This is a genomic window from Cohnella sp. GbtcB17 (assembly GCF_019091135.1).
Classification (GTDB): Bacteria; Bacillota; Bacilli; order Paenibacillales; family Paenibacillaceae; genus Cohnella.
Genome location: NZ_JAGXJW010000032.1, coordinates 59,479 through 82,737, shown reverse-complemented (window position 1 = coordinate 82,737; position 23,259 = coordinate 59,479). Strand labels below are relative to the sequence as shown.

Below are 23,259 nucleotides of genomic sequence, written 5' to 3'. Positions count from 1 at the left end.
GAACTCATGAATAACAAGATGATGAAGAAATCGGTACTCGGCGCGATGGTGCTTGGCATGACGATCACGGGCGCGGCAGGCGTCTATGCAGGCACGAACATGCAGAAAATCACGGCCTATCTAAACAGCAGCATCGGCATCAAGGTCAACGGCTCCGCTTACGTCCCGACGGACGCGAACGGCAACAAGCTCACCCCGATCACGTACCACGACACGACGTATCTCCCGGTTCGCGCGCTGGCCGGCGCCCTGGACGTCCAACTGACCTTCGACCCGAAGACGAATCAGGTCGTGATCACCACGGATAAGCCGAATACGCCTCCACAATCCGTGGATCTGGCCAGCATCGGCTATACCACGGCGCAGATCAAGGAGATTCAGACGGCATTCGCGGCATTCGACGGTTTCACGACGCCTTATATGCCGACGCTGATGGCGGCCAACGATACGTATAAGCAGGCTTCTGCGACCGGCGACGGCGTAAACTTCGTTTTCTCGCATATGATCGTAAACGTCTCCCCTCGCGACTATTCGTTCGAGTACGAAGGCACGAACGTGACCCTGTCGAACGGCGCAAAGGCCAAGTGGTATAAGCCGTCCGACACCGACATGCTCACCTTCAAGCTCGACGACCGCTTCGTGACGGTCAGCTCCCCGGACGGTGCGCTGAACAAGGCGCAGCTCGAGAAAATCGCCGTCGGCGTCGCCAAGCAAGCGGACAGCACCGCAGGTCTGGCCATCGTCTCCTACAGCGACGCGCAGTTCAAAGCCATCAAGAACGCCTTCGCCGGATTCGACGGCTTCACGACCGCCTATGCACCGACGCTCATGGCCGGCGACGATGCCTTCAAGCAAGCTGCAGCAACCGGAGACGGCGTCAATTTCCTCTTTTCTCATATGATGGTCGGCGTATCGCCTCGCGATTACTCGGACGGCTACGACAGCACGAAAGTCACCCTGTCGAACGGCGTGCAAGCCAAGTGGTATAAGCCGTCCGACACCGACATGCTCACCTTTAAGCTCGACGACCGGTTCGTGACGATCAGCTCCCCGGACGGCGCGCTGAATAAGGCCAAAATGCAGGAGATCGCCGTCGGCGTCGCCAAACTGAAATAAGGCAATTATCCTAAGGAGGCCCGCATCATGAAGGTATCATTCAAAAAGGCGTCCTACGGCTTCGCGCTGGCCAGCGTGCTCGTGCTGGCCGCATGCAACTCCGCAGGATCGGCCTCGTCTGGCGGAAGCAACGCGACTGGCGCATCGCCTTCCGCATCTGCTCCCGCTTCCGCATCGGCTCCCGCTTCGCCTTCGGCTTCGGCGGGCAGTGGGACCGATGCCGCGGCCTCCCCGTCGGCGAGCGCGCCGGCGGGCGAATCGGCCCCGGCCTCGGCCGCGCCGACCAAGATTTCGGCCGAAGTCGCGGCTCAGATCAAAGAGCTGCTTAAGCTCGCCAAGGAAGGCAAGGCGCCCGGCATCCCGTACGTCGCGCACGATTCGCTCATCGACGACGTGCGGGACGATTGGGGCAAGGCCGACTCGGACGATATGGCGGGCAAAGGCTTCTACGCCGTCTACAGCAAGCACCATGCGGCATTCGGCTACAACAAAGGCAGCCAGCTCTTCGACATCCGCTCGAGCGATGCCAAGCTGCAAAAGCTGACGCTGCTGCAGATCGAGCAGACGCTGGGCAAACCGTCGTCCACGACCAAAAACGGCGACGACACCATTTACGTCTACGAGACCGGCAAGGAGTTTCAGCTGAAATTCGTCATTCCGAAGTCCACGGGCAAGGTCGATCATATCTCGGTCTTCTCGAAGACGGGATCGCACAACAATATGGCGGGGTAACGGACCCGCATATCGGAGAAGCCGCCAGGGCGAATGCCCTGGTGGCTTTTCATCGTAATGACGCCTATCGTGCAAAAGTGCAGGATCGCCTCCCAACTCGCCCAGCGCCGTCTCGCCTATCGTGCAAAGTGCACCGTACATAGCCAAAAAGGCGAATCCAGGCGCTCTACCGCGCAAAAGTGCGCGGTTGATCCCCTTTCTAGCCGAGATCCGGTGTGTTTTGAGAGTAAATTGTGCGCTTTTGCGCGGTAGGCCGGTCGTTGGGATGGCGGGGACGGTTATCGTGCACTTTTGCACGATAGGCCGCATAATTTCACCGTTCCGCTCTGGGATGATGCACTTTTGCACGATAGCGATCCAGGTTCATATTTGCTACTCCGCTCCGGCCTATTTCCGTTCCCCAACGGCGCGCCTCCCCTTCCTTAGCAAAATTTTAATTTACGCTTCTCGGCGATTTGATATAGTTTTAACAAATCATGCACACGTACTGTCCAATGAAAAGCCGCGTTCGCCCTTATATCTCCGCTGGGAAGGAGTCGCCCTATGGAACGAATGAGGTCAATGAGCACGTCCGGCATCCCGTTATCGCTATTGGCAGTTGTGCTGACGGCCGTCTGCGGCTGCAGCCTGCGCTCCGATATGCAGCCCGCAACGCCTGTCGCATCCCCTCCCCCGTCCGCCTTGTCCATCGTCATTCACGGCATGGATTTGACCTACCCGGCAGGCATGAACGAAAACCGCAATCCGTATCTCGACTATATCGAAAAAAACACCGGCCTGGACGTGAACGTCCTGCTGCCTTCGGAGGATGCTTACGAGGAAAAGCTGAACGTCATCATGGCGTCCGGCAGCGTCCCCGACCTGATCAACGCGTCGAGCCAGGTGTGGATGGACAACTACGCCAGACAGGGCGATCTCCTCCCGCTCGACGATCTGCTGCAAGAGTACGGCCAGCATCTGCTCGCCAATATCCCCAAGGCGCTCTGGGACCAGGTGAGTTATGACGGCAAGATCTACGCCATCCCCAGCCTGGCTGAAGCGAAGGGGACGGAGCTGATGTACGCGCGCAAGGATTGGCTCGACCGGCTCGGGCTCGCGCCGCCGAAGACGCTGGACGAATATTACGAGGTGATCCGCGCGTTCGCGAAGGACGATCCCGACGGCAATGGCGTCGACGATACGTACGGCCTGGTCCTGACCGCGAAGCAGGGACGCTCAAGCCCTTTCTTCGGAGCGTTCGGCACGCAGCCGGGGCAATGGGTCGAACGGGACGGCAAGCTCGTCTACGGCAGCGTGCTCCCCGAGGCGAAGGAAGGTCTCGCCTTCCTCGCGCGTCTGTACCGGGAAGGGCTGCTCGACCCGATGTATCCCCTTAACCAAACTGCGAGCCTGGCCGACAAGATCGAAGCGGGAAAAGTCGGACTGTATTCGGCGACCTGGTACGATACGAGAGGCCCGATCAAGATCAGCATGGACCGCGACCCGAACGCGGAATGGATTGCCCTCGACTATCCGACGGGCCCGCGCGGCCAGCAAGGCGTCTATGCCAACAGCCCGATCCGCTCTTACAACGTCGTCCCTGCCGGTAGCGCAAACCCCGCAGGAGCCGTCCGGCTGCTCGACTTCATCGCAGGCGAAGGCTACAAGACGCTTAAGCTCGGTTTTGAAAACGAGGTGTGGACGATGAAGGACGGCAAGATGGTCACCGACTTCGCCCTGCACGACATGCATCAATATCGGGGCGTCTATCTGTCGCTGGCGGACTATTACGATCCGGAGCTGAACGCCCGGCGGCTGGACTCTCTCGGTCCTTTCCGCTTGAACGACAATTTGAAACGCATCGGAGCCCACGTCATGCCCGATGCGTTCGCCGGCATGCCGACGCCGGCCATGGGCCAATCCGATGCGCTGCTTAAGCAGCTGCAGGACGAATTCGACAGCCTCATCATGGGCGTGGCGCCTCTCAACGCGTTCGATACCTACGTCAAGCAATGGTATGCGCAAGGGGGCGAGGCCATGACCCGCGAAGTGAACGAATGGTACCGCCAGTCCAAGCCTGAAACGGAGCGTTGACATGCGACTTCTCGCGCGCGGCGTACGCGGGCTGTACGCCCAGAACATCCAGTTCCGCCTCACCTGCTATTTTCTCATTCTGCTCCTTCCGCTCGCTGCGATCAGCATGTACGCAATCGAGCAGTCCAAGAACATCCTGTACGACCAAGCGATCGAGCGCTCGCACTCGGCGCTGTCGTCCACGATGGACAACCTCGACTTGACGCTTCAGAACGTGGAGCAGCTGTCCACGATCATCGCCACGGACGCGGATATGATCGCGCAGCTCAAGGCGAGCGGCGCCAAGCTGTCGCCCGCGTCCGTCATCGGCTTCGCCCAGCTGCTCGACAAGCTCTCGACCGTCAAGCTGAGCAATCAGTTCGTCAGGCGGGTGTCCGTCTATCACGACGCTTCCCGTACGCTGCTCACGACCGGCTACGGATCGCGGCAGCTCGGGAACGACGAACGCCGGTGGCTGTCGGGGACGCTCGGCCGGATCGGCACGGGCATCTTCTACCAGCACGGCAACGGAGGTCTCAAGCCCTCCGCCGCGGACGGCGAATCGCTGCTCGGCGACGGCCTGACGCTCGTCCGCTCGATGGACCTGTACAACCAGCGCAGGGCGCCCAACGCGCTTCTGCTCTCGCTGGACCAAGCCCAATTGCTCGCCATGGTCCGCTCGCTGCTGCCGTCCCCGAACGCCTACGTTTCGCTGTACGGACAGGACGGCGACCTGATCGTCGGGGACGGCAGCGCCAAGACGGCGGAAGCTGCCCGGCGGCATAACGCAGGCCTGCTGTCGGTCTCGATCCGTTCCGGGTACTCCAATTGGCAGATGACCATCGTCCAGCCGAAGCGCGAAGTGTTCCGGAAGACCGAATCAATCCAAGGCTATATGTACCTCATCGTCGCTTTAAGCGTCGCGCTCGCCTTCGTCATTCCCTGGACGGTGCACAAAGGCATCGCCTCCCCCGTCAAGAAGCTGATGAAGGGCATGAAGCAGATCAGCGCCGGCAACCTGGACGTGAGCATCGATTACAAGCGCGAGGACGAGCTCGGATTTCTCACCAAGTCGTTCAATCAGATGGCCCAATATCAGAAGCATTTGATCGAAAATCATTACGAGCAGCAGTTGCTCCTGGCCCAGACCGAATTGAAGTTTCTTCAGTCGCAGATCAACCCGCACTTCCTGTACAACACGCTCGATTCGATCTACTGGACGTCCAAAAACTACGAGGCGGAAGAGATCGGTGAGATGGTGCTCCATTTGTCGAAATTTTTCAGACTCAGCCTGAACAAAGGAAAAGACGTGATTACCGTTCAGGAGAGCGTCGAGCATCTGCACGACTACGTGCGCATTCAGCAGCTGAAGACGCTCGACAGCTTCGAGGCCGAATACCGGATCGAACCGGAGGCGCGCGAGGTGCCGATCATGAAGCTGCTCCTGCAGCCGCTCGTCGAGAATGCGATCTTGCACGGCTTGGAAGGGCTGGCGGAGGACGGCAAGCTGATCGTCTCAGGCCGCGCGGACGGGGCGTGGCTCACGCTTGAGGTGATAGATAAAGGCAAAGGCATCCCGCCAGAGCGGCTCGCGTACATTCGCGGAGAGCTGGAGCGCATCAAGCGGCGCAACGTCCGTTCGCTGTCGCTGCTGCAGGAGGAGACCGCCGACCTGTTCGGCCTGCGCAACGTGATGACGCGCATTCGGCTTTGCTATGGGCCTGACGCGGATATGACCGTGGACAGCGTCGAAGGCCAGGGGACGACGGTCCAAATAACGCTGCCGCTCGCGAGATGTCGAAGCGACATCTACGCCCGGGCTTCCCTGGACCAAGAGAGCCCGCTTAGCGCAAAGGAGGAATTCGGATGAATCTCATGATCGTAGAAGACGAAGCCCGCCTGCGGCAGTCGCTGGCCGGCGGCATCCCTTGGGAGGAGCACGGCATCGAGCTGGTAGCGCTCGCTGCGAACGGCGCGGAGGCGCTGGAGCTGTTTGACCGCAAGAAGCCCGATATTTTGCTGCTCGACGTTCAGATGCCGGAGATGGACGGGCTGACGCTCTTGCGCAAGCTGCGGGAGCGCGACGCCTTCGTCAAAGCGATCATCCTCAGCGGGCACGACAACTTCGCCTATGCGCAGCAGGCCGTTGAGACGGGCGTCTCCCAGTATCTGCTGAAGCCTGCGGGAGACCGCGAGATTCTGGAAGCCGTCGTCGGCGCGGCAGACCAGCTTCGCGAGGAGCTCAACAGGCGTTATGACGCGGAGCTGCTGCGCCGAAAATGGCAAGATCACTTGCCGCAGCTGCTATCCGGCTTTGTGGAGCGGCTGCTGCGGGGATCCGTCCCGCAAGGGGAAGCCGAACGGCTCGCCGCCGATTACGGGCTCGCTTGGCCATCGGGCGCATCTTTCGCGGTGGCCGTCGTCGACGCGGAGCCGCTGGAGGAAGCGCCGGACCGGACGCCGGAACCTATGCAGGCGATCGAGCTGGCACGCGCCCGCTTCTCGGTGTACCTGCTGGCGCAGTCGCTGTTGCCCGAGGACGCGTGCTGGCTCTGCATGGCGGGGCAGGATAGCCTCGCCGTCGTCTTCGTCCTGCCGCCAGGCGCCGATGCCCGGCAGGCGCTGGTCGGTCCGCAAGCGCTGCTGGACAAGCTGATCGGCCGCGCGAGCGACGGGTTCCGGCTGCTGTGCAGCGCGGGCATCAGCGGCCTGGCGGGCACGCTCGGCGAGCTCGGCAGGCTGTACGACGAAGCGGGCCGCGCGCTACGGGACCGGCTCGTCTATGGGCCGGGCATCGTCATTCCGTACCGCGAGGACCCGATCGTCGAGAGCGCCGGGGATGGCGGGACGGTCGGGGCCGGCGGGGCTGCTGGAGGCGCCGGGAATGAAGGGACTGGCGGGGCTCCCGGAAGCGCGGGGACGGCCGGGGCTGGCGGGATCGTCCTCCCGGCCGTCGCCGAAGGCGGCGAGAAAGCGCTCGAAGTCGCGCTCGAGCTCGGCGATGCCGAGGCGGCGAACCTGGCGTTCGAGCGACTCTGGAGCGTAAGTCTTGGCGCGGCCGGAACGGCGGACGAGATTCACGAAGGCGTCCTGTATATGGGCAGCCTGCTCGTCAGGTTCGTGCAAAAGCAAGGTTTTGCGGTCAAGACCGTCATGCAGAACGGCTTTCCCTTTTTCCTCGACACGACACAGCTTCCGACCAAGGAGAAAATCCGCGCCTGGCTTCAGGGCTGCGTGGCCGAGATCGCCGCCTACCAAGCGCAGCGCCGCAAGTCGAGCCGCCATCACTTCGTGCAGACGCTACTCGACATCGCGCGCGACGAGATTGACCAGGATGTGACACTGCATACCGCGGCGGATCGCCTGTACGTCAACTCCTCTTACCTAAGCCGGCTGTTCAAGCAGGAGATGGGCCAGACCTTCTCCGCTTACGTGCTGGAGCAGAAGATGGAACGAGCCAAAGCGGCGCTGTCCGAAGGGGCCAAAGTATACGATGCCGCGCGCATGGTCGGGTACCGCGACGTCAGCTACTTTACGAAAGTGTTCCGCAAATACTGGGGCGTGACGCCGGGCGGCATGAAGCAATAATGCAGCGCGGTTGCCGCCTCCGCTTCTCCTATACAGGTCGCCGGGCTATCGCGCAAAAGTGCGGCATTTTTCCCACAACACACTAACTCTTGGCGGTTTGTTCCCCATTGGGACTTCTTCGGCATGAGGAGCCGCGACGGGACACGATTTGTTCCTGACGAAGACTTCTTTCACCTGGAAGTCTTCGTGCAAGCGCGGCTTGTTCCCCATTGGGACTTCCTCGGCGCGAGGAGCCACGACGTGGCACGGTTTGTTCCTGACGATGACTTTTCTCACCTGGAAGTCTTCGTGCAAGCGCGGCTTGTTCCCCATTGGGACTTCTGCGGCATGAGGAGCTGCGTCGAGGCGCGGTTTGTTCCCCATTGAGACTTCTTCGGAATGAGAAGCCGCGACGGGACACGATTTGTTCCTGACGAAGACTTCTCTCGCCTGGAGGCCCGCGTTCAAGCGTGGTTTGTTCCTGGTTGGGACTTCCTCGGCGCGAGGCACTGCGACGGATCACAGTTTGTTCCTGGCCAAGACCTCTTTCACCTGGATGTCAGCGTTCAAGCGCAATTTGTTCCCAGCTAGCACCTCCTCCTCCTCCTCCTCCTCCTATCCAACCATTCACTCCCCCATCCTCCCCCCGATGCGGCATCAAATTACCAAAAACGGTCATCGCTCTCGCCTATAAAGACCCCGCGTTCTCCCCTACACTTAAAGGCAACGCAAACGATTACAAGCTTGCCGAGAGGGGGAATTGTATGGCTTCCCGCAACCGCAACTCCGCCGCGTCCGCGCCGGCTCGCCGCTCCAATCGCGGCCGCATTCGTGCCGATTGGGACTTGTACTTGCTGCTGGTGCCGGGAATCGCCGTCTTGCTGTTGTTCAAGTACGTGCCGATGTACGGCATTTTGATCGCCTTCCAGGACTTTCGCATCTTCGACGGGATGTCCGGCAGCGAATGGGTCGGATTGGACAACTTCAGAAGGCTGTTCACGTCCGACGACTTCCTCCACGTATTCGTCAACACCATTGCGATCAGCCTGCTGAAGCTCGTCTTTTTGTTTCCGCTGCCGATCGTCGCCGCCATTCTGCTGAACGAATTGAAGAACATGGCTTTTCGCAAATCGGTCCAGACCGTCGTCTATCTTCCCCACTTCCTGTCGTGGATCATCGTCAGCGGCCTGTTCATCGACCTGCTCTCGATCAACGGCGGTCTCGTCAACAAGCTGCTCAGCCAGCTCGGCGCCGACCCGATTCCTTTTTTCCTCAGCAACGATTACTTCCGCGGCGTGCTCGTCGCGACCGCAGGCTGGAAGGAGACCGGCTGGAGCACGATCGTCTACCTCGCCGCCTTCTCGACCATCGATCCGGGCCTGTACGAGGCGGCCAAGATCGACGGCGCGAGCCGCCTGCGGCAGATCTGGCACATCACCTTGCCCGGCATCGCGCCGATCATCGTGCTGATGCTGATCCTGCGTCTCGGCAGCATTTTCGCCGGCGATACCGAACAGATCCTCGCCATGTACAACTCGACCGTCTACAAATCCGCCGATATCATCGGCACTTACGTCTACCGGATGGGACTCGGCAAGCAGGAGTACAGCTTCACGACGGCCGTCGGCCTGTTCGAATCCGTCATCGGCTTCGCGCTGATCATCGGCGGCAACTATTTGAGCCGAAAATACCTGCGCCGCGGCATCTGGTGAACGAGGAGGAGAAGCGCACATGAGCAGCCTGACGACCAAATCGGCGCTGACGGGGCCCCCTGCCCGCCGTTCGAGCAAGATCCGCAAATCCGGCCCCGAGAAGCTGTTCGACGTCTGCAACTACACGCTGTTCACGCTGATCGGGCTCACGACCCTGCTGCCCTTCGTCAATCTGCTGGCCAAGTCGCTCAGCAGCGAGGAAGCCGTCGTCTCCGGCATCGTGGGCCTGCTGCCCGTCGGCTTCCAGTTCGGCACGTACCGCTTCGTGCTGCAGGACGCGGCCTTCCTTGACGCGCTGGGCACGTCGGTCACGTTGACGCTCATCGGCACCGCATGCAGCCTTCTGCTGACGACGCTCACCGCCTATCCGCTGTCCAAGCCGCGACTCGCCGGCCGCAAGTGGCTGCTGCTGCTGTTCATCTTCACGATGCTGTTCAGCGGCGGACTGATCCCGACCTACCTGCTGATGCACAACCTGCACCTGGTCAATACGCTGCCGGTGCTGTTCCTGCCCGCGATGGTCAACGTCTTCAACATGCTCGTCATCAAAAATTACTTCGAGGGCATCCCCGACAGCCTCGAGGAGTCCGCCAAGCTGGACGGCGCCGGCAACATCCGAATTCTCTACGCGATCTATCTGCCGCTCTCGCTGCCGGTGCTCGCCACGATCGCGTTATTTTTCGCCGTTTACTTCTGGAACGACTACTTCAACGCGATGATCTACATCTCGAATCCGGGCTTGAAGCCGCTGCAGCTGTTCCTCAAGGAACTGCTCGCGTCCTCCAGCGACTTCCTGCGCAACGCGACGATGGATCCCGACCAGGCGATGAACACCGCGCCGCAGTCCATTCAGGCCGCATCGGTGCTGCTCGCGACGATCCCGATCCTGCTCGTATATCCGTTTCTCCAGAAATACTTCGTAAAAGGCGTGCTGGTCGGCTCGGTCAAGGAGTGAGACAAGCGCAGCATTTTTCATAACGACGTGCGGGTGGTGATGCCGGGAACGTGCCCAAGGTTCGCGTCTGCCAAGCCAGTAACTGCCAAACCACGGATTCATCAAACGGAGGGGATCAATGTATGGTCAAAAAGTTGTCTGTGTTGCTGCTCGGGGCGCTCCTGGCGACAGCCGTCTCGGCCTGCGGAGGGAACGATTCGAACAATGAGGCCGGTTCGTCCTCGTCGTCGGGCGGGAAAGGCGACAAGCCGGAGCTGCGGATGCTGATGCAGTACAGCCGGTTCGACCCGAACCAGGACTACTCGGCGAAGGCCGTGTCCACGCTCACCGGTTATCCGATCAAGTTCGATATGCTGCCGGCCGAAAACGCCGACGAGAAGCTGAACCTGCTCGTCATCAACAAAGAGCCCTACGATCTTATGAAGCTGAGCGCGCCGCAGTTTTACAACCTCGCCAGCACCGGCGCGCTTGAGCCGCTCGACGACCGGATCGAACAGTTCGGCGGCAACATCAAGACGGCGATCTCGGAGAAGTCGTGGGAGAGCGCCAAGATCGACGGTAAAATCTACGGCATCCCGGAGACCGGGTCGGGCGTGGCCGTCAGCGAGGAGCTCGTTGTGCGGCAAGATTGGCTCGATGAGCTGGGCCTTAAGATGCCGACGAACACCGACGAGCTGTACACCGTGCTGAAGACGATCAAGGAGAAAAAGAACGTCATCCCGCTCACCGGCAGCAAAGAGGCGGTCAGCTCGCTGCTCGGCGACATCGCCGCCGCGTTCGGCGTCACGACCGACTGGGTGGACCAGAACGGCACGCTCGTACATCAGATCGAGACGCCGCAGATGAAGGACTTTCTGGCCTACATGAACAAGCTGTACGCAGAAGGGCTGCTGGACGTTGAGCTGCCGCTCAACACGGCCGCCAAGGTCATGGAGAAGTTCGCCAACGGCCAGGCCGCGATGTTCAAGCTGGCGTGGTACAACGCGCCGAATGCCATCAACGCGCTTATGGCCAACGAGCCGAACGCGAAGGTATCGCTCGTGCCGTATCTGAAGGACAAGACAGGCAAGGCGACGGTGTTCGCGGCCAGCGGGACGACATGGTACGCGGTCGTGCCGAAGTACGCCAAGCACAAGGACGATGCCGTGAAGCTGCTCGATGCCAAGCTCCAGCCGGACGTGTTCAAAGAGCTCGCGATCGGCAAGGAAGGCGTCCACCACGAGGTCAAGGACGGCAAGTACTATCCGATCCTGCCGAAGTTCAACGATGACCTGAGCAACGCCAGCGTCCTGATGACCGGCGTCGACGAGACGCATTACCCCGACTACTGGGCGGCACGCGTCCGCAAGGATCCGACGCTGCAGGCCTATTTCGAAAACATGCAGAAGAACGCCGAGGGCCTCATCGTCACAGACCCGATCGCACTCGCCCCGCCGATTCCCGAGGTGGCCAAAAACAAGCTGAATCTGCTGCAGCTGCAGGTCGACTGGATGGTCAACTTCATCTCCGGCACGGAGCCGCTGACCAACTACGACGCCTTCGTGAACGAATGGAAGGAGCAAGGCGGCGACGAAATGACCAAGGGCGCGAACGATTGGTATAAGAGCGCGAAGTCTTAACGCAAGCGAAAGCGCCAGAGAAAGGAGCCGTTCATTTTCTGCCTGCAGCGATGCTGCAGGCGGAAGATGGCCGGCTCCTATTCTTCATTAAGCGTCTAGGCAGCCTGTCGCTTTTCAGACCAAAGCGAATAACCCAGCCAGGCCAGCCCCAAGCCCATGGGCACCGCCGCGAGCCGCCCGAGCTCGTGCGGAAGCACGGCTGCGGCTAGAGACGCGACGGCTCCGAAGGCGAGCAAGCCAGCCGCGCCGCGCGACAGAATGCCGGCGCGGAACGTGGCGATGCCGAACAGCAGACCGCCGAGCAAGTACGCGACCGCCGATACCGGTCCCGCGACGGCAAGCGCGCCAAGGTCAACCTTGCTGCCCGCTCCGCTTGAGAGCCCCAGGAATCCTTCCACGATCGTCGGCGCGTCGGTCGCCAGCAGCGGCAAAATAAAAGCTTCGATGAAGGTAAGCGCCATGAGAAGCGCAAACTCGAGGCTGAACAGGAGATAACCTGCCAGACCCAGCCATCCGGCCCTCTCGACATGCCTGGCGTAAATCCCTGTGATGCCGGCCAAGGCGAGGAGGCTCATCAGAATGGTTAAATAATGGGCTGTGGCCCATGCGTCGGTCGTTACGGACGAGAGAACGTCGGCCGGATGGATCATCTGTATGACGATAAAGAGGATCCCTGCCAGCATAGCCGCCACGCCTGACCAACGAATGAGGCCGGGGGTGGTGATCTTGTTGTTTCCTGTAGTTGTGCGGTTCGCGTTCATCGATTCGTCTCCTCGTTCTTCTGTTAAGGTTAAGATACCTGTTCGCGCGAGGAGTACGCATCACCACATGTGGTGATTTTGCAGCAAAAAAGCCCCGCGGCGGTCGCTAAACCGACCGAAAACGGGACTGTAGGGGGAGGCGCGCTAGTCCAATTCGAGCTCATCCGCCCGCCGAACCGCGGCGCGACGGTTGTTCACCTCAAGCTTGCTATATATATTTTTTGTATGGGACCGCAGGGTGTTCAGAGAGATATGGAGCATGCGGGCGATATCCGGTCCGTTCAGCTCGGTTCGGAACAGCCGAAGCACCTCCAGCTCCCGATCGCTCAACGGCTCGCTTAACGCCTGCCGCTTGTGCGTCGCGCCGTTCTCGGCACTGCCGAACGCGGATAGCAGCCGGCGGATATAACCCGGGGAGACTCCCTGCTTCAGGGCAGCTTCAAGCAAGGCGGCCATGGGCGAGCCTTCGTCCGCGAAAACGCGGACATAGCCTTCCGCTTCCGCAAAGGTCAGCGCGCGTTCCAGCGGCCCCAGCGCAGCAGAACGGTCGCCTTGGGCATCATGGGCCATCGCCTGCAGGATCAGAATCTCGATCGCGCTCCCCGTTCGCCCGCCCTCCTCTGCCGCTTGGAGCAGGCGCTCCAATAGAACCGACACCTGCCTGATCGAGCGGTCGGTGCGATCGTGCATGTACTTCGCCAGGAGCACCCTAGCGAGCGTGACGTGCTCGAATTCGCGCAGATAGGAGAGCTCGTCCTCGGCGGACAGTCCCTGCTCCCTCACCCAATCGAGAGCATCTTCCAGCCGCCCCATCGCGAGCCAAACCCGCGTTTTTATCGCCGGGACCGGACGCACATTGGGGAAAAAATGGCCTCTATACAGCCGCTCGGCCTCCTGGAGAAACGCGAGCGCGCCGTTCAGGTCTTCGTTCGCCTCCGCGAGCCGGGCCATGGCGACGTGCCAGCGATAGCCGATCTGCGGGCGAAGGGCGCGCTCGTTCAGCTCCTTGCCCGTCAGCAGCAGCTTCGCGGCGGCCTGAAGATCGTTGCGCTCGCGGCTGAGCTCGCTTTTCGCCACGTAGATATCGATCGCCCCCCGCGACATACGCTCGCCATGCTCCTCGGCCAGCGCCAAGCCTCGCTCGTAGACCTTCATCGCTTGGCGCAGCCGGCCTTGCGCGATCCGGATATCGGCCAAGGCGATCGCGCCCCCGATCGCGTCCGATATATTTCCGGCCAGCAGTACGCCGGCCATGCCCTCATCGAACAACCGGTACGCGGTCTCGAGATCGCCGCTCGTCCACGCCGCCAGCCCCAGGAGCGCCGCCGCCGCACCGCGCCGAAGACGGTCGCCCTCCGGCACGAGGTCGAGGACCTGCCGCGCATATCGGATCGCTGCCGGAATATCGCCCAGCACTTGGGCGCGCGCGGCGCGATAGCCGGCGATCGTGCCCGGAAGGCGCTCGAATTCCGCTTGATCCACAACGACCCTGTCGGCCATGCTCGCGTGGATATCCGCGGCTGTCTCCAACCCGCGTTCCGCGTCCCGAAAGCGCTCCTCGACGGCCCCGAACTCCCCGCCGGCCATGAGCGCCCAGGCGAATTCGGCGCTCAGGACGGGCCTGCGGCGCACCAGCTCGTCCGGCAGCGCCTTCAGCCAGCCCAGTACCGCGAGCCCTTGCCTAAGTCTTCGCATCTCCGGCCAGGCAAGCTCGATCAGGTCCGCCGCCCGCGCGACATCGCCTGCCGACAGGGCGTGACGGATCGCATCGGCCGCCGAGCCGTGAATTTCATACCACAGGCTCGCACGCCGATGAAGCTCGGGTACCCGATCCGGCTGATCCGACTTTAAGTGCGCGGCCAGCACTTCGCCGAAGAGGTGATGGTACCGATACCACTCGCGCCTGTCATCCAGCGGAACGACAAAAAAATTACCCTTCTCCAGCGCTTCCAAGCGCGCGCCGCTTTCCCCTTCGCCGGTGACAGCGTCGCACAGCGGTCCGGACAGCCGTTCGAGAATCGAGGTTTGCAGCAGGAAATTCCGGATAGGCGCTGGTTGACGGCGCAAAACCTCATCGACCAGATAGTCGAGAATGTACCGGTTGTCACCGGTGAACGCGCGAATGAATGCCGGAATGTCCTCGCGTCCTCGCATCGAGAGCGCAGCCAGCTGGAGCCCCGCGATCCAGCCTTCGGTACGGCTCTCCAATGCGAAGATATCGTCCGCCGATAGCGCCAGGCCCATCGCCTCGCTCAGGAATGCGGCCGCTTCGCCGGCGGAAAAGCGCAGGTCCGCAGCGCGCAGCTCGGTCAAGTCGCCGCGTACGCGCAACCGGCTTAACGGCAGCTGCGGATCTTCCCGGGTCGCGATGACGAGGTGCATTTGCGGGGGAAGATGCTCAAGCAGGAAGGCGACCGCATCGTCGATCGGCTTCGCGCGAATGACATGGAAGTCGTCGAGCACCAGTACGAAAGGGACCGGGAAGGCCGCGGTCTCATTGAGCAGGACGGTCAGCGCGGTGTCGGTTGACGATGGCGGCGATATGCGCGGGGGAGCAGCGTCTCCTCCGATAGACTCGGCCATCCTGTTCACCGCGGCGACAAGATGGGCCAGGAAACTCGCGGCATCGTTATCCCGTTCGTCCAAGGAAAGCCAAGCGACGGGATGGCCGCAGCCGGCGGCCCATTCGGCGACCAGCGTCGTTTTGCCGAACCCGGCGGAGGCGGAGACGAGAGTGAGCTTGCGGTCCAGACCTTCGTTTAACCGCTCCAACAGACGCGGCCGTGGAACGGTCTTGGACCGGGACACGGGGATATACAGCTTCGTGGTTATGATCTGCGCATTCATGATCGGACGTTTGTCCCCATTCTATCGGTTCATATCCAATAGGATAGCTTGAATGGCTTCTTTTCTCCACTGCAAGTTAAGCCGAAGAAAACCATGCCGAGTCGCCCCGACATGGTTCTCCTGCGATTCTCTAAGACGCGTCTGTCTGTTTGTTTAATCGAACGCGATCTCTCTGCCCAGCTTGCCCGACTCGTACACGCCGCACAGCATTTTCATCATCTCCACGCCGTCCTCCACCGGGCTCAGCGTCTCTCTCTCGCCGCGGCAGACGGCGACGTAGTGGTCGATCTCCGCCTGGAAGCCGGAGGCGAAGTCGAACGTCACGCTGTCGATCTGCGGCACCGCATTCAGCATCGTGTCGTGCTTCTCGAGCACGAAGGTGAGCTTCGGCTCGAGCTCCACGCCGCCCTTGGTCCCGTAGAGCTTGACCGTCAATTCGTCTTCCTTGGCATGCAGGGAGAAGCTGACGTCCACGAGCAGCGACGCGCCGTTGTCGAAGCGGATCATGGCGTTGGCCAGGTCCTCGACCGTATTGTTGTCCGGGCTGTAATCGGCGGCTTTATAATGGGTAAAATTGCGGACGTTGGAGCGGTTGCCGAGCTTGTCGTACGTATTGCCGCTGATCGACTTCACCTTCGGGCGGCCCATCAAATACCAGCACAGATCGATGACGTGCACGCCCACATCGATCAGCGGTCCGCCCCCGGAGCGCTCGATGTCGCCGAACCAGCCGCCCGGATTGCCGACTCGGCGGATGCAGGATGCTTTGGCATAATAAATCTCCCCGAGCTCCCCGCTCTCGATGAACGAGCGGACGACGCCGGTGTTGGAGCCGTACCTGCGGACGAACCCGACCTGCAGCTGCTTGCCCGAACGGCGGACGGCCGCTTCGACTTCGAGCGCCTCCTCCACCGTTTTGCACAGCGGCTTCTCGACCAGTACGTGCTTGCCCGCGTCGAGCGCCGCGATGCTGAACAGCGCGTGCGTGTCGTTCCAGGTGCAGACGCTGATCGCATGCACGTCCGGATTGGCCAGCATCTCCCGGTAATCCGTGTAAACGTTCGGCACGCCGTACTTCTCGGCTTTGGCACGGGCCCGCTCCTCGTTCAGGTCGCATACCGCCACCAGCTTGGCGCCAGGGTTGTTCTGGTAGGCTTTCAGATGGAGCTCGGAGATGGTGCCGAGCCCGATGATGCCGATGCCGACTTGACTCATAGCGATCCCTCTTTCCGATGGATGGATGACTTGGGCTGCGTTATACGGCGTGAACGGACGGCCAGCTCAGCTCCACGCCTTGATCGGCCAGCCTACGCTGGAAGGCGGCCAGCTCCTGCGGATCGTCCCGCACGCCGCGCGGCATCAGCCCGCGCTCCAGGCTGTAGGCCGCGCATGCGCCAGCGGCTTCGCCGATGTTCCTTTCGACCGGGTGCAGGCGGTAGCTCCCTTTTGTGATATGGGTCGTGCCGATGTTTTTGGCGGCGGCCAGCAGATTGTCCATGCGCACCGGCAGCAAGGCGCCGAGCGGGATCTGAAAAGGCAGCGAGGAGATGTCGATGTACGGCTGTCCCTCGGTGCTCGGGTGCAGGGCCATGCGGTAGCAGCCGAGGCCTACGCTGTCGGCGAAAGCCTCGGCCTTCCCGTCGGGCCGGCTTGCCGCGGCGACGTGCTGCTCGAGGACGGTGAACGCAGCGCGAATACGCCGGGATTCCCGGACGTACGGGTACATGGCCAAGCCGTCTTCGGTGCCGACCACGTCCGGCCGCAGGCGCAGGCCGGGATAGCCCGCTCCGCCGTCCGGCCGCGGCGCCTCCGTCTGCAGCCAGTAGAGCAGCGACAGGCTGAGCTGCTTGGCGCGCGCCAGATGCTGCCAGCGCTCCGCCTCGGGCACGTCGATGATCGAGCCGAGCCAGTAGTCGTTTTGCGGCCAGTTGACCAGCGTAATATCGCTCGGATAAATGTAGTTTTCGTGGTAGCTGCGCTTCGCGATCTGCCGATAAGCGAACAGGGAGAATCCCTCGCTTCCCGGGAACAGCGCATAGTCGATCGGCTCCATCGTCGCCGGGCGGACGCCCGTCAGGCTAAGCAGCTTGCCCGGCCAGAAGCTGGGCGCGTATTCCCGCCAGAACGCGTACTCCGCGGGCCTGTCGATGACGTGATGCTCGCCTTCGAAATAATCCATAGCGAAGCAATAGGTGAAGCCCTGCATATCCTGCGGTCGCGCCTCGCCGGCCACCGCATGCGGCTCTCCGGTCTCGTCCCGGGATTCGGCGCCCGTGACGTATTCGACCCCGGCGAGGGGCAGCAGGTCGCCGCATTCGGTCGCATCCAGGAAGCGGTCGCCGGTCAGATGGACGATATCTCCGGTCTCTTCGCTGCGGACGTCGACCGCGAAGACCGTATCGCCGTCCGTCTCGGCGCGGACCGGCGTATGGCGCAGCAGCACGGTCAGCCGTCCGCCGGCGACGTACGGCGCGAGCATCTGGTCGATGACGGCGACTGCGACGCGCGGTTCATGGCAGAGCCGGCTGACGGTGCCGCCGCCGGGATTCAGATGGCGAATCGTCCGCGCCTGACTGGTTAACGGGTAGTGCTCCCTATAATACTGCCGCACGCTGTCGCGAAACTGCCTATAGCTGGCCGTGCATCCGAACGATTCGATCCACGGATGCTCGTCTGGCGGCACGGCCTGGCTGGTCAGCTGCCCGCCGAGCCAGCGCGTTTCCTCCGTCAGGATGACCGTTCGTCCGGCCCGCGCGGCGGCCAAAGCGGCGGCGACGCCGCCGGTGCCGCCTCCGATTACGACGATATCGGCCTTCATTTCGCGCCCCATTCCCGTAGCCTCCTTCGGTGTAGATCCTAAGAGATCGACTTGAAATATTCGAAGCTTGCCCGAATACCGGCAGCCTCGTCTCCCGTACCTTCGTACTCCAGCACGTACTCCCCTTCGTAGCCGGCCTCTCGCAGCCGCTCGACGATCGTATCCAACCGGACGAGACCTCCGCCGGCCGGCGTGCCCTCGAACTTCTTACCCGCGAGCGAGCGGTAGCGGCCTTGCGGATCTTCTTTGAAGTCCTTCACGTGGACGTGGCCGATCCGGGGCAGCAGCGTGTCCAGCGCGCGCAGCGGATCTTCCTCAACGAGCAGGAAATTGCCCGTATCGAAGGTCGACTTCAGCGCGGGGGAATCTACGCGGTTCAAAATCTCAAGCATCTGCGCCCCAGTGCCGGCCAGCTGCCCGTGGTTTTCCAGGCATAACGTCAGGCCCTGCCGATCCGCGAGCGCCGAAGCCGCCCCCAGGCCGGCCACGATATGCGCCAGCGCCGAATCGAAGGTGAATCCTTCGCTCAGATTGCCCGAGAAGACGCGGATCGTCTGCGTCCCGAGCGCCTTCGCGACCGCAAACGCATTCAGAATCGTGTTCAGCGCCGCCTCGCGCTCCCTTTCGTCCGCTTTGACGAAGTCGTTCGCGACCGCATAGCTGGCGATTCGAATGCCGTTCTCCTTGGCGAAGCGGACGACTTGGGGCAGCTCCTGTTCGACATCCTTCCAGAAGACGTCGAGCAGCTCGACTTGCCCGATGCCCTCCGCCCGGCAAAACGATAAAAAGTCCAGCACCGTCCAGCCTTGCGCGCGAACCGTCCGGTGCATGCTCCACATGCTTAACGACAATTTCATGAGCCGGCCTCCAATGAATGCAGTTTGGATGAAGACGAATCCATGGGTCGTCTTCAGTTTAAAAATCCGGGCTGCGGATAGATAGAGGACGGCGATGACCATTTTTGGTAGTTTCATGCGATAGTGGACCGCCGACGGCGCGCTGATTCGGCGGGCAGGATGACGGGCAGAAACTTTTCTTCCTGGCAGGCGTCTAACCATTATGTGGAAATCATATACGTTGTTAATTCGGGGTGGACCGGGGTGGACTATGCTTAAGCGTGCCGTTTATATGATGTTCTGCTTGCTCCTCATATCTTGCTCGGCTTGCGGCCCATCGCTTACTTCTTCCAAACAAGCGCTTGTGCTCGAGCCGCAAAGCTTGGTGAGATGGTACGCCGAAGAGAAAGCGCTCGAGATCCACGCCGTGATCGCGAATCCAACCGATAAGGACGTTTCGTTTGCGGCCTATATCGTATTTTTAAATCCCCATCTGCGGAATAAAGACGGCTTGAAGCGAGTTGAAATCAAAGCGGACGACCGAAACGGCGCAACGCCATTCCTGCTCCAACCCGGCCAGGAGACCATGGTGGAGCACGTCTTTTATACAACTAAAACGATGGAGCGAGCATGGCTGTCGAAAGGCGTCGGTATCGAGATCGCCGCGGACGGGAAGCGCTATACGCTTCCGATCCGATACGCGGAGATCGAGGAGCTCCCTTGAACGCGAAACGCGCGACACGAAAACATGTCAGGTAAGAAAAACCGTCAGTAAAGTTCGCCCCGACGGTCCTTGCAGCAGTCGCGTGTATGATCGGTAGTCAGTCCTCCTGAACGCCTGAACGAACTTCCGCATCAATTTCCCGTAACCGACCGTCAACGGGGCCATTAGACGCCGCCGCTCCCATCCGCAATCCGCCTGTGCGGGCGATAACATACCAATCCTACATGGATTGGCAAGGCATTTCCGTTCGGCTCGTTCGATCGGCGGAAAAGCCTGCGCTTTCCAGTATAATCCCTTATCTCGCATCGCGCGACGATACGAGAAGGGGCGTAAGGCGCTGTACAGCGTCACCTGTGGTGAGTGCGGCGTGTTCTGAGCCAAAGAGGTGTTGTACAGCGTTACCTGTCGGGAGTGCGACGTGTTCCGAGCCGAAGAGGCGCTGTACAGCGTCACCTGTTGTGAATGCGACGTGTTCCGAGCCGAAGAGGCGTTGTACGACGTTTCCTGTCGGGAGTGCGGCGTGTTCCGAGCCGAAGAGGTGTTTTACGACGTTACCTGTCGGGAGTGCGACGTGTTCCGAGCCGAAGAGGTGTTGTACGACGTTACCTGTCGGGAGTGTGGCGTGTTCCGAGCCGAAGAGGCGTTGTACGACGTTACCTGTCGGGAGTCCGGCGTGTTCCGAGCCGAAGAGGCGCTGTACGACGTTACCTGTCGGGAGTGCGGCGTGCTCCGAGCCGAAGAGGCGTTGTACGATGTTACCTGTCGGGAGTGCGGCGTGTTCTGAGCCAAAGAGGCGTTGTACAGCGTTACCTGTCGGGAGTGCGTCGTGTTCCGAGCCGAAGAGGCGTTGTACGACGTTACCTGTCGACTGCGGCCTTTGGCTGGCACACTCGAACGTAGATGGCGGACTGAGTGGCCGTTATTGTTGGTCAAATCCCTATTTGCAATCCTTCCGCGGACACAGGGGCCGTTAGTGAGGGATTGCCGGGCTTGTTTAGCCTTGATCCGAGTAAATAACGTCCGTCCAGTCCGCAACGATCGCCATCTGGACCGATTTTACGAAATAGCGCCTCCTGAGTCCTGTGCCCAATGCCTATTCTCCGGTGATTCCTCCGTCTTTTTTATACTTTTTGAATCGTCGAAAAGGGACGAAGCGGCAACCTCCCGCTTCGTCCCTTACCGCATGCACGAGCCTCAACGCCTAAGCACCTGCAAGCTATACGCCCGACCGAATAGCGGCGCGAGCACGCGCCACAGCATACCGTTCGCCGCTTCGGCCTGCGCCATCGCCTCCGGACTGCCGACATCAATGGGGTCGAGCCCGATATCGGCGGCCAGTCCGGCAACGGACGCCACCGCGGACGGATCCTCCCCATACAGGAACGCCGTCGCGCGGCCCGCTTCGTACCGCGGTTCGGCGAGTACCTCCCACGGCAGCGTGTGAAACGCGCGGACGATCCGCGCGCCCGGCGCGAGACGCCGAACTTCGGCGTCCGCGGACGCGCCGTCGTACCGGTTGACGCAGTTGATCAGGATCCTGCCGCTCAGATCGCCGGCCTCCGCCAGCGCCTGCTCTACGTGCTCCGGCCGTACGGCCAGCAGGATCGCTTCGCCGAACGCAGCCGCTTCCCACACCGTGCCGGCCCGCGCGCTCGGCCCCGCTTCCGCCAGCAAAGCTCTCATCCGTTCGCCGTGCGGATCGCGCGAGCCGAACGTCACTTCATGCCCGTGTGCCGCCCAGCGCTTGCCCAGCGTACCGCCTATCTGTCCCGATCCGATCGACGCGATTTTCATTTCGCAGCCCCCTCCCTGTTCAACAGGTCTTGGTAAAAGTCCAGCTTCTCCTTCGTCTGCCCGATCAAGTCGGCCAGCGCCCGGTACTGCGCCTCCATGCGGGTCAGATGCTCCCCGAGTATGCGCGTCCGGCTCTCGATCGCCTCCCGGTCCTCGCCGCTCAGCGGGAACGCGGCATTCGCAAAGCATCGTCCCTCCTGCAGAAAAGCCTTCATCTCCTCAAGCCCGAGCCCCGTCCGCTTCAGGCAATGCAAGGAGGACAGCAGCTTCACGTCGTCCTCGCTGTACGACCGCATGCCTCCCGCGCTCCGCTCCGGCGGTTTCGTCAGACCGATCTTCTCGTAGTACCGGATCGTATCGATGCTGAACCCGGTCAGCTCAGCCGCTTGGCCGATCGAATACATCCGAACGCCTCCTCTCGTCTCGCTAAACCTATTGTAGAGTCTGGAGTTGACTCCAGGTCAACAGGCGACATCCGTCAGCCGCCGGCGTCCGTCTTCGCCCCCGCTCCAGCAGGGAAGCGCAGCTGCAGGGCGACAGGCACAGACAGGAGGATGATCGCCGAGGCGAGCAGGTAAGTCGGCACGAGCGTCATCGCCTTCATCAGAAAGCCGGATGCAGCCGTTCCGACCAGCATGGCGGCCATCATAACGGGTGTCGAGGTGCCGCTAACGCGGCCGATGTAATCTTCTTCGACCATCGAGACGAGCGCCGCGCCGAGCACGACCTGGAGGAAAGCCATCGCCGCGCCGACCAGAAACCGCATGGAGGCCGTCAGTCCCGTCCAGACCGACAAGGCTTCGACCGCGACCGACACCGCCAGGAAGGCGAAGCCCGCCGCGACGACGAGACGCAGGTTCGCCTTGCGGCCGAACGCCGCGGCCGCTCCCCCGCCGATCAGCATGCCGATGCCGCCCAGCGCGTAGAACCATTGCAGATCCTCCTTGTCCAGGTGAAGCCGCTCCGTGATGAGGAATACGTCGAGCGGCTGGATCAGGCCGGACCCGAGTCCGATCAAGGCGAAGGAAAACGTGATCAACAACAGGTTCCGCTGGCTGCGCATATAGGCCCATCCAGCCTTCATCTCCTTCCAGACGGAGCCCCCGGCGGGTCTCGGCTCTCTCTTGTAAGTCGGCAGCGCCAGCTGTATCAAAGCCGACAGGGCGAACAGGACGATCAGCAAAATGAGGGAGCTCTCAACGCCCGCCCACGAGTAAATGACGGTACCGAGCATCGGCCCCACGATGGTGAACAAGGCCATCATACTTTGCGTGACGCCGGTCGCCGCCGGGATCAGCGCTTCGGGCACATGGCGTTTGAACATAACGGCTGACGATGGCTGGGAAAACTGGCTGACCACGGCCGACACGGCCGTCGCCACGAACACCGCCTGCCACCAGCCGGCCAGCACGAACGCGAGGATGACCGCGATGGAGACGGCGCTGAGCGCATCGCCCGCGATCATCGTCCGCTTCGGATTCCAACGGTCGGCGAACGTGCCTCCGATGAGCGAGAAGACGAAGATCGGCGCGTATTCGAACACGTTCAGCAAGGATACCGCCACGGGGTCGTTGCCCGTGTGCTCGATCACATAGAACAGCAAAGCCATGTTCCGCACCCAGATGCCGATCTGCTGCATCAGATCGGCCGAAGCCACCAGCACAAACACTTTGTTTCTCCATAAATCCTTCAAATGCCATCGCTCCCCGCGTTAATAATCCGACCA

The 23,259-nt window shown here is 61.5% G+C and carries 18 protein-coding genes; 10 read left to right on the top strand and 8 right to left on the bottom strand.

Features of this window, described 5'->3' with window-relative positions:
* Positions 1–6 precede the first annotated feature (6 nt).
* The 8 genes from KVT38_RS18450 (at position 7) to KVT38_RS18415 (ending at position 11,753) form a co-directional block, all read left to right on the top strand.
* Positions 7–1,116: a copper amine oxidase N-terminal domain-containing protein gene (locus KVT38_RS18450; RefSeq protein ID WP_217595213.1), complete on the top strand. Its 1,110-nt coding sequence runs from the start codon at positions 7–9 to the stop codon at positions 1,114–1,116.
* A 27-nt stretch (positions 1,117–1,143) separates the two neighbouring features.
* Positions 1,144–1,848: a YjgB family protein gene (locus KVT38_RS18445; protein WP_217595212.1), complete on the top strand. Its 705-nt coding sequence runs from the start codon at positions 1,144–1,146 to the stop codon at positions 1,846–1,848.
* Between the two features lie 543 nt (positions 1,849–2,391).
* A complete protein-coding gene (locus KVT38_RS18440) occupies positions 2,392–3,921 on the top strand; it encodes an extracellular solute-binding protein (RefSeq protein ID WP_254639335.1) in 1,530 nt (509 codons plus the stop codon).
* Position 3,922: 1 nt separating this feature from the next.
* Positions 3,923–5,770, top strand: coding sequence for a cache domain-containing sensor histidine kinase (locus KVT38_RS18435; protein WP_217595211.1), 1,848 nt, complete (start codon positions 3,923–3,925; stop codon positions 5,768–5,770).
* Positions 5,767–7,488: a response regulator transcription factor gene (locus tag KVT38_RS18430; protein ID WP_217595210.1), complete on the top strand. Its 1,722-nt coding sequence runs from the start codon at positions 5,767–5,769 to the stop codon at positions 7,486–7,488. Before KVT38_RS18435 ends, KVT38_RS18430 begins: the two co-directional genes overlap by 4 nt.
* Positions 7,489–8,231: 743 nt before the next feature.
* The gene (locus KVT38_RS18425; protein WP_217595209.1) at positions 8,232–9,179 is read left to right on the top strand and encodes an ABC transporter permease; all 948 of its coding nucleotides are present in this window, start codon (positions 8,232–8,234) and stop codon (positions 9,177–9,179) included.
* 19 nt (positions 9,180–9,198) lie between these two features.
* Positions 9,199–10,134, top strand: coding sequence for a carbohydrate ABC transporter permease (locus KVT38_RS18420; protein WP_217595208.1), 936 nt, complete (start codon positions 9,199–9,201; stop codon positions 10,132–10,134).
* Between the two features lie 122 nt (positions 10,135–10,256).
* Entirely contained in the window at positions 10,257–11,753 is a 1,497-nt protein-coding gene (locus tag KVT38_RS18415; protein WP_217595207.1) for a type 2 periplasmic-binding domain-containing protein, read from the top strand.
* Positions 11,754–11,848: 95 nt separating this feature from the next.
* Here KVT38_RS18415 and KVT38_RS18410 read toward each other — a convergent pair whose 3' ends face one another.
* The 5 genes from KVT38_RS18410 to KVT38_RS18390 all read right to left on the bottom strand — a co-directional run bounded on the left by KVT38_RS18410 (position 11,849) and on the right by KVT38_RS18390 (position 19,036).
* Positions 11,849–12,514 carry a hypothetical protein gene (locus KVT38_RS18410; RefSeq protein WP_217595206.1) on the bottom strand — a complete coding sequence of 222 codons (666 nt, stop codon included), beginning with the start codon at positions 12,512–12,514 and terminating at the stop codon, positions 11,849–11,851.
* A 144-nt stretch (positions 12,515–12,658) separates the two neighbouring features.
* The gene (locus KVT38_RS18405; RefSeq protein ID WP_217595205.1) at positions 12,659–15,361 is read right to left on the bottom strand and encodes a winged helix-turn-helix domain-containing protein; all 2,703 of its coding nucleotides are present in this window, start codon (positions 15,359–15,361) and stop codon (positions 12,659–12,661) included.
* A gap of 153 nt (positions 15,362–15,514) precedes the next feature.
* Entirely contained in the window at positions 15,515–16,576 is a 1,062-nt protein-coding gene (locus KVT38_RS18400) for a Gfo/Idh/MocA family protein (protein WP_217595204.1), read from the bottom strand.
* A 40-nt stretch (positions 16,577–16,616) separates the two neighbouring features.
* A complete protein-coding gene (locus KVT38_RS18395; RefSeq protein ID WP_217595203.1) occupies positions 16,617–18,191 on the bottom strand; it encodes an FAD-dependent oxidoreductase in 1,575 nt (524 codons plus the stop codon).
* A gap of 26 nt (positions 18,192–18,217) precedes the next feature.
* Positions 18,218–19,036, bottom strand: coding sequence for a sugar phosphate isomerase/epimerase family protein (locus tag KVT38_RS18390; protein WP_217595202.1), 819 nt, complete (start codon positions 19,034–19,036; stop codon positions 18,218–18,220).
* Positions 19,037–19,397: 361 nt separating this feature from the next.
* On the opposite strand from KVT38_RS18390, the gene KVT38_RS18385 reads away from it, so the two are divergent.
* Together KVT38_RS18385 and KVT38_RS18380 are read left to right on the top strand one after the other, a co-directional pair.
* Positions 19,398–19,739: a hypothetical protein gene (locus KVT38_RS18385; RefSeq protein ID WP_217595201.1), complete on the top strand. Its 342-nt coding sequence runs from the start codon at positions 19,398–19,400 to the stop codon at positions 19,737–19,739.
* A 418-nt stretch (positions 19,740–20,157) separates the two neighbouring features.
* A complete protein-coding gene (locus KVT38_RS18380) occupies positions 20,158–20,523 on the top strand; it encodes a hypothetical protein (RefSeq protein WP_217595200.1) in 366 nt (121 codons plus the stop codon).
* Between the two features lie 410 nt (positions 20,524–20,933).
* On the opposite strand, the gene KVT38_RS18375 is transcribed toward KVT38_RS18380, so the two are convergent.
* The 3 genes from KVT38_RS18375 to KVT38_RS18365 form a co-directional block, all read right to left on the bottom strand.
* Positions 20,934–21,533, bottom strand: a complete 600-nt coding sequence (locus tag KVT38_RS18375; RefSeq protein WP_217595199.1) for an NADPH-dependent F420 reductase — start codon at positions 21,531–21,533, stop codon at positions 20,934–20,936.
* Complete coding sequence (locus KVT38_RS18370) at positions 21,530–21,937, bottom strand: MerR family transcriptional regulator (RefSeq protein WP_217595198.1); 408 nt, start codon at positions 21,935–21,937, stop codon at positions 21,530–21,532. The genes KVT38_RS18375 and KVT38_RS18370 overlap by 4 nt, the downstream gene beginning before the upstream one ends.
* A gap of 74 nt (positions 21,938–22,011) precedes the next feature.
* The gene (locus KVT38_RS18365) at positions 22,012–23,226 is read right to left on the bottom strand and encodes an MFS transporter (RefSeq protein ID WP_217595197.1); all 1,215 of its coding nucleotides are present in this window, start codon (positions 23,224–23,226) and stop codon (positions 22,012–22,014) included.
* Between the last annotated feature and the right edge of the window lie 33 nt (positions 23,227–23,259).

Bases quoted from the DNA above. Each gene is read 5' to 3' on its own strand.
- KVT38_RS18440 (WP_254639335.1), top strand. From the start codon at position 2,392: ATGGAACGAATGAGGTCAATGAGCACGTCCGGCATCCCGTTATCGCTA.
- KVT38_RS18390 (WP_217595202.1), bottom strand. From the start codon at position 19,036: ATGAAATTGTCGTTAAGCATGTGGAGCATGCACCGGACGGTTCGCGCG.
- KVT38_RS18400 (WP_217595204.1), bottom strand. From the start codon at position 16,576: ATGAGTCAAGTCGGCATCGGCATCATCGGGCTCGGCACCATCTCCGAG.
- KVT38_RS18420 (WP_217595208.1), top strand. From the start codon at position 9,199: ATGAGCAGCCTGACGACCAAATCGGCGCTGACGGGGCCCCCTGCCCGC.
- KVT38_RS18445 (WP_217595212.1), top strand. From the start codon at position 1,144: ATGAAGGTATCATTCAAAAAGGCGTCCTACGGCTTCGCGCTGGCCAGC.
- KVT38_RS18405 (WP_217595205.1), bottom strand. From the start codon at position 15,361: ATGAATGCGCAGATCATAACCACGAAGCTGTATATCCCCGTGTCCCGG.
- KVT38_RS18435 (WP_217595211.1), top strand. From the start codon at position 3,923: ATGCGACTTCTCGCGCGCGGCGTACGCGGGCTGTACGCCCAGAACATC.
- KVT38_RS18430 (WP_217595210.1), top strand. From the start codon at position 5,767: ATGAATCTCATGATCGTAGAAGACGAAGCCCGCCTGCGGCAGTCGCTG.
- KVT38_RS18410 (WP_217595206.1), bottom strand. From the start codon at position 12,514: ATGAACGCGAACCGCACAACTACAGGAAACAACAAGATCACCACCCCC.
- KVT38_RS18375 (WP_217595199.1), bottom strand. From the start codon at position 21,533: ATGAAAATCGCGTCGATCGGATCGGGACAGATAGGCGGTACGCTGGGC.
- KVT38_RS18415 (WP_217595207.1), top strand. From the start codon at position 10,257: ATGGTCAAAAAGTTGTCTGTGTTGCTGCTCGGGGCGCTCCTGGCGACA.
- KVT38_RS18425 (WP_217595209.1), top strand. From the start codon at position 8,232: ATGGCTTCCCGCAACCGCAACTCCGCCGCGTCCGCGCCGGCTCGCCGC.
- KVT38_RS18370 (WP_217595198.1), bottom strand. From the start codon at position 21,937: ATGTATTCGATCGGCCAAGCGGCTGAGCTGACCGGGTTCAGCATCGAT.
- KVT38_RS18395 (WP_217595203.1), bottom strand. From the start codon at position 18,191: ATGGGGCGCGAAATGAAGGCCGATATCGTCGTAATCGGAGGCGGCACC.
- KVT38_RS18450 (WP_217595213.1), top strand. From the start codon at position 7: ATGAATAACAAGATGATGAAGAAATCGGTACTCGGCGCGATGGTGCTT.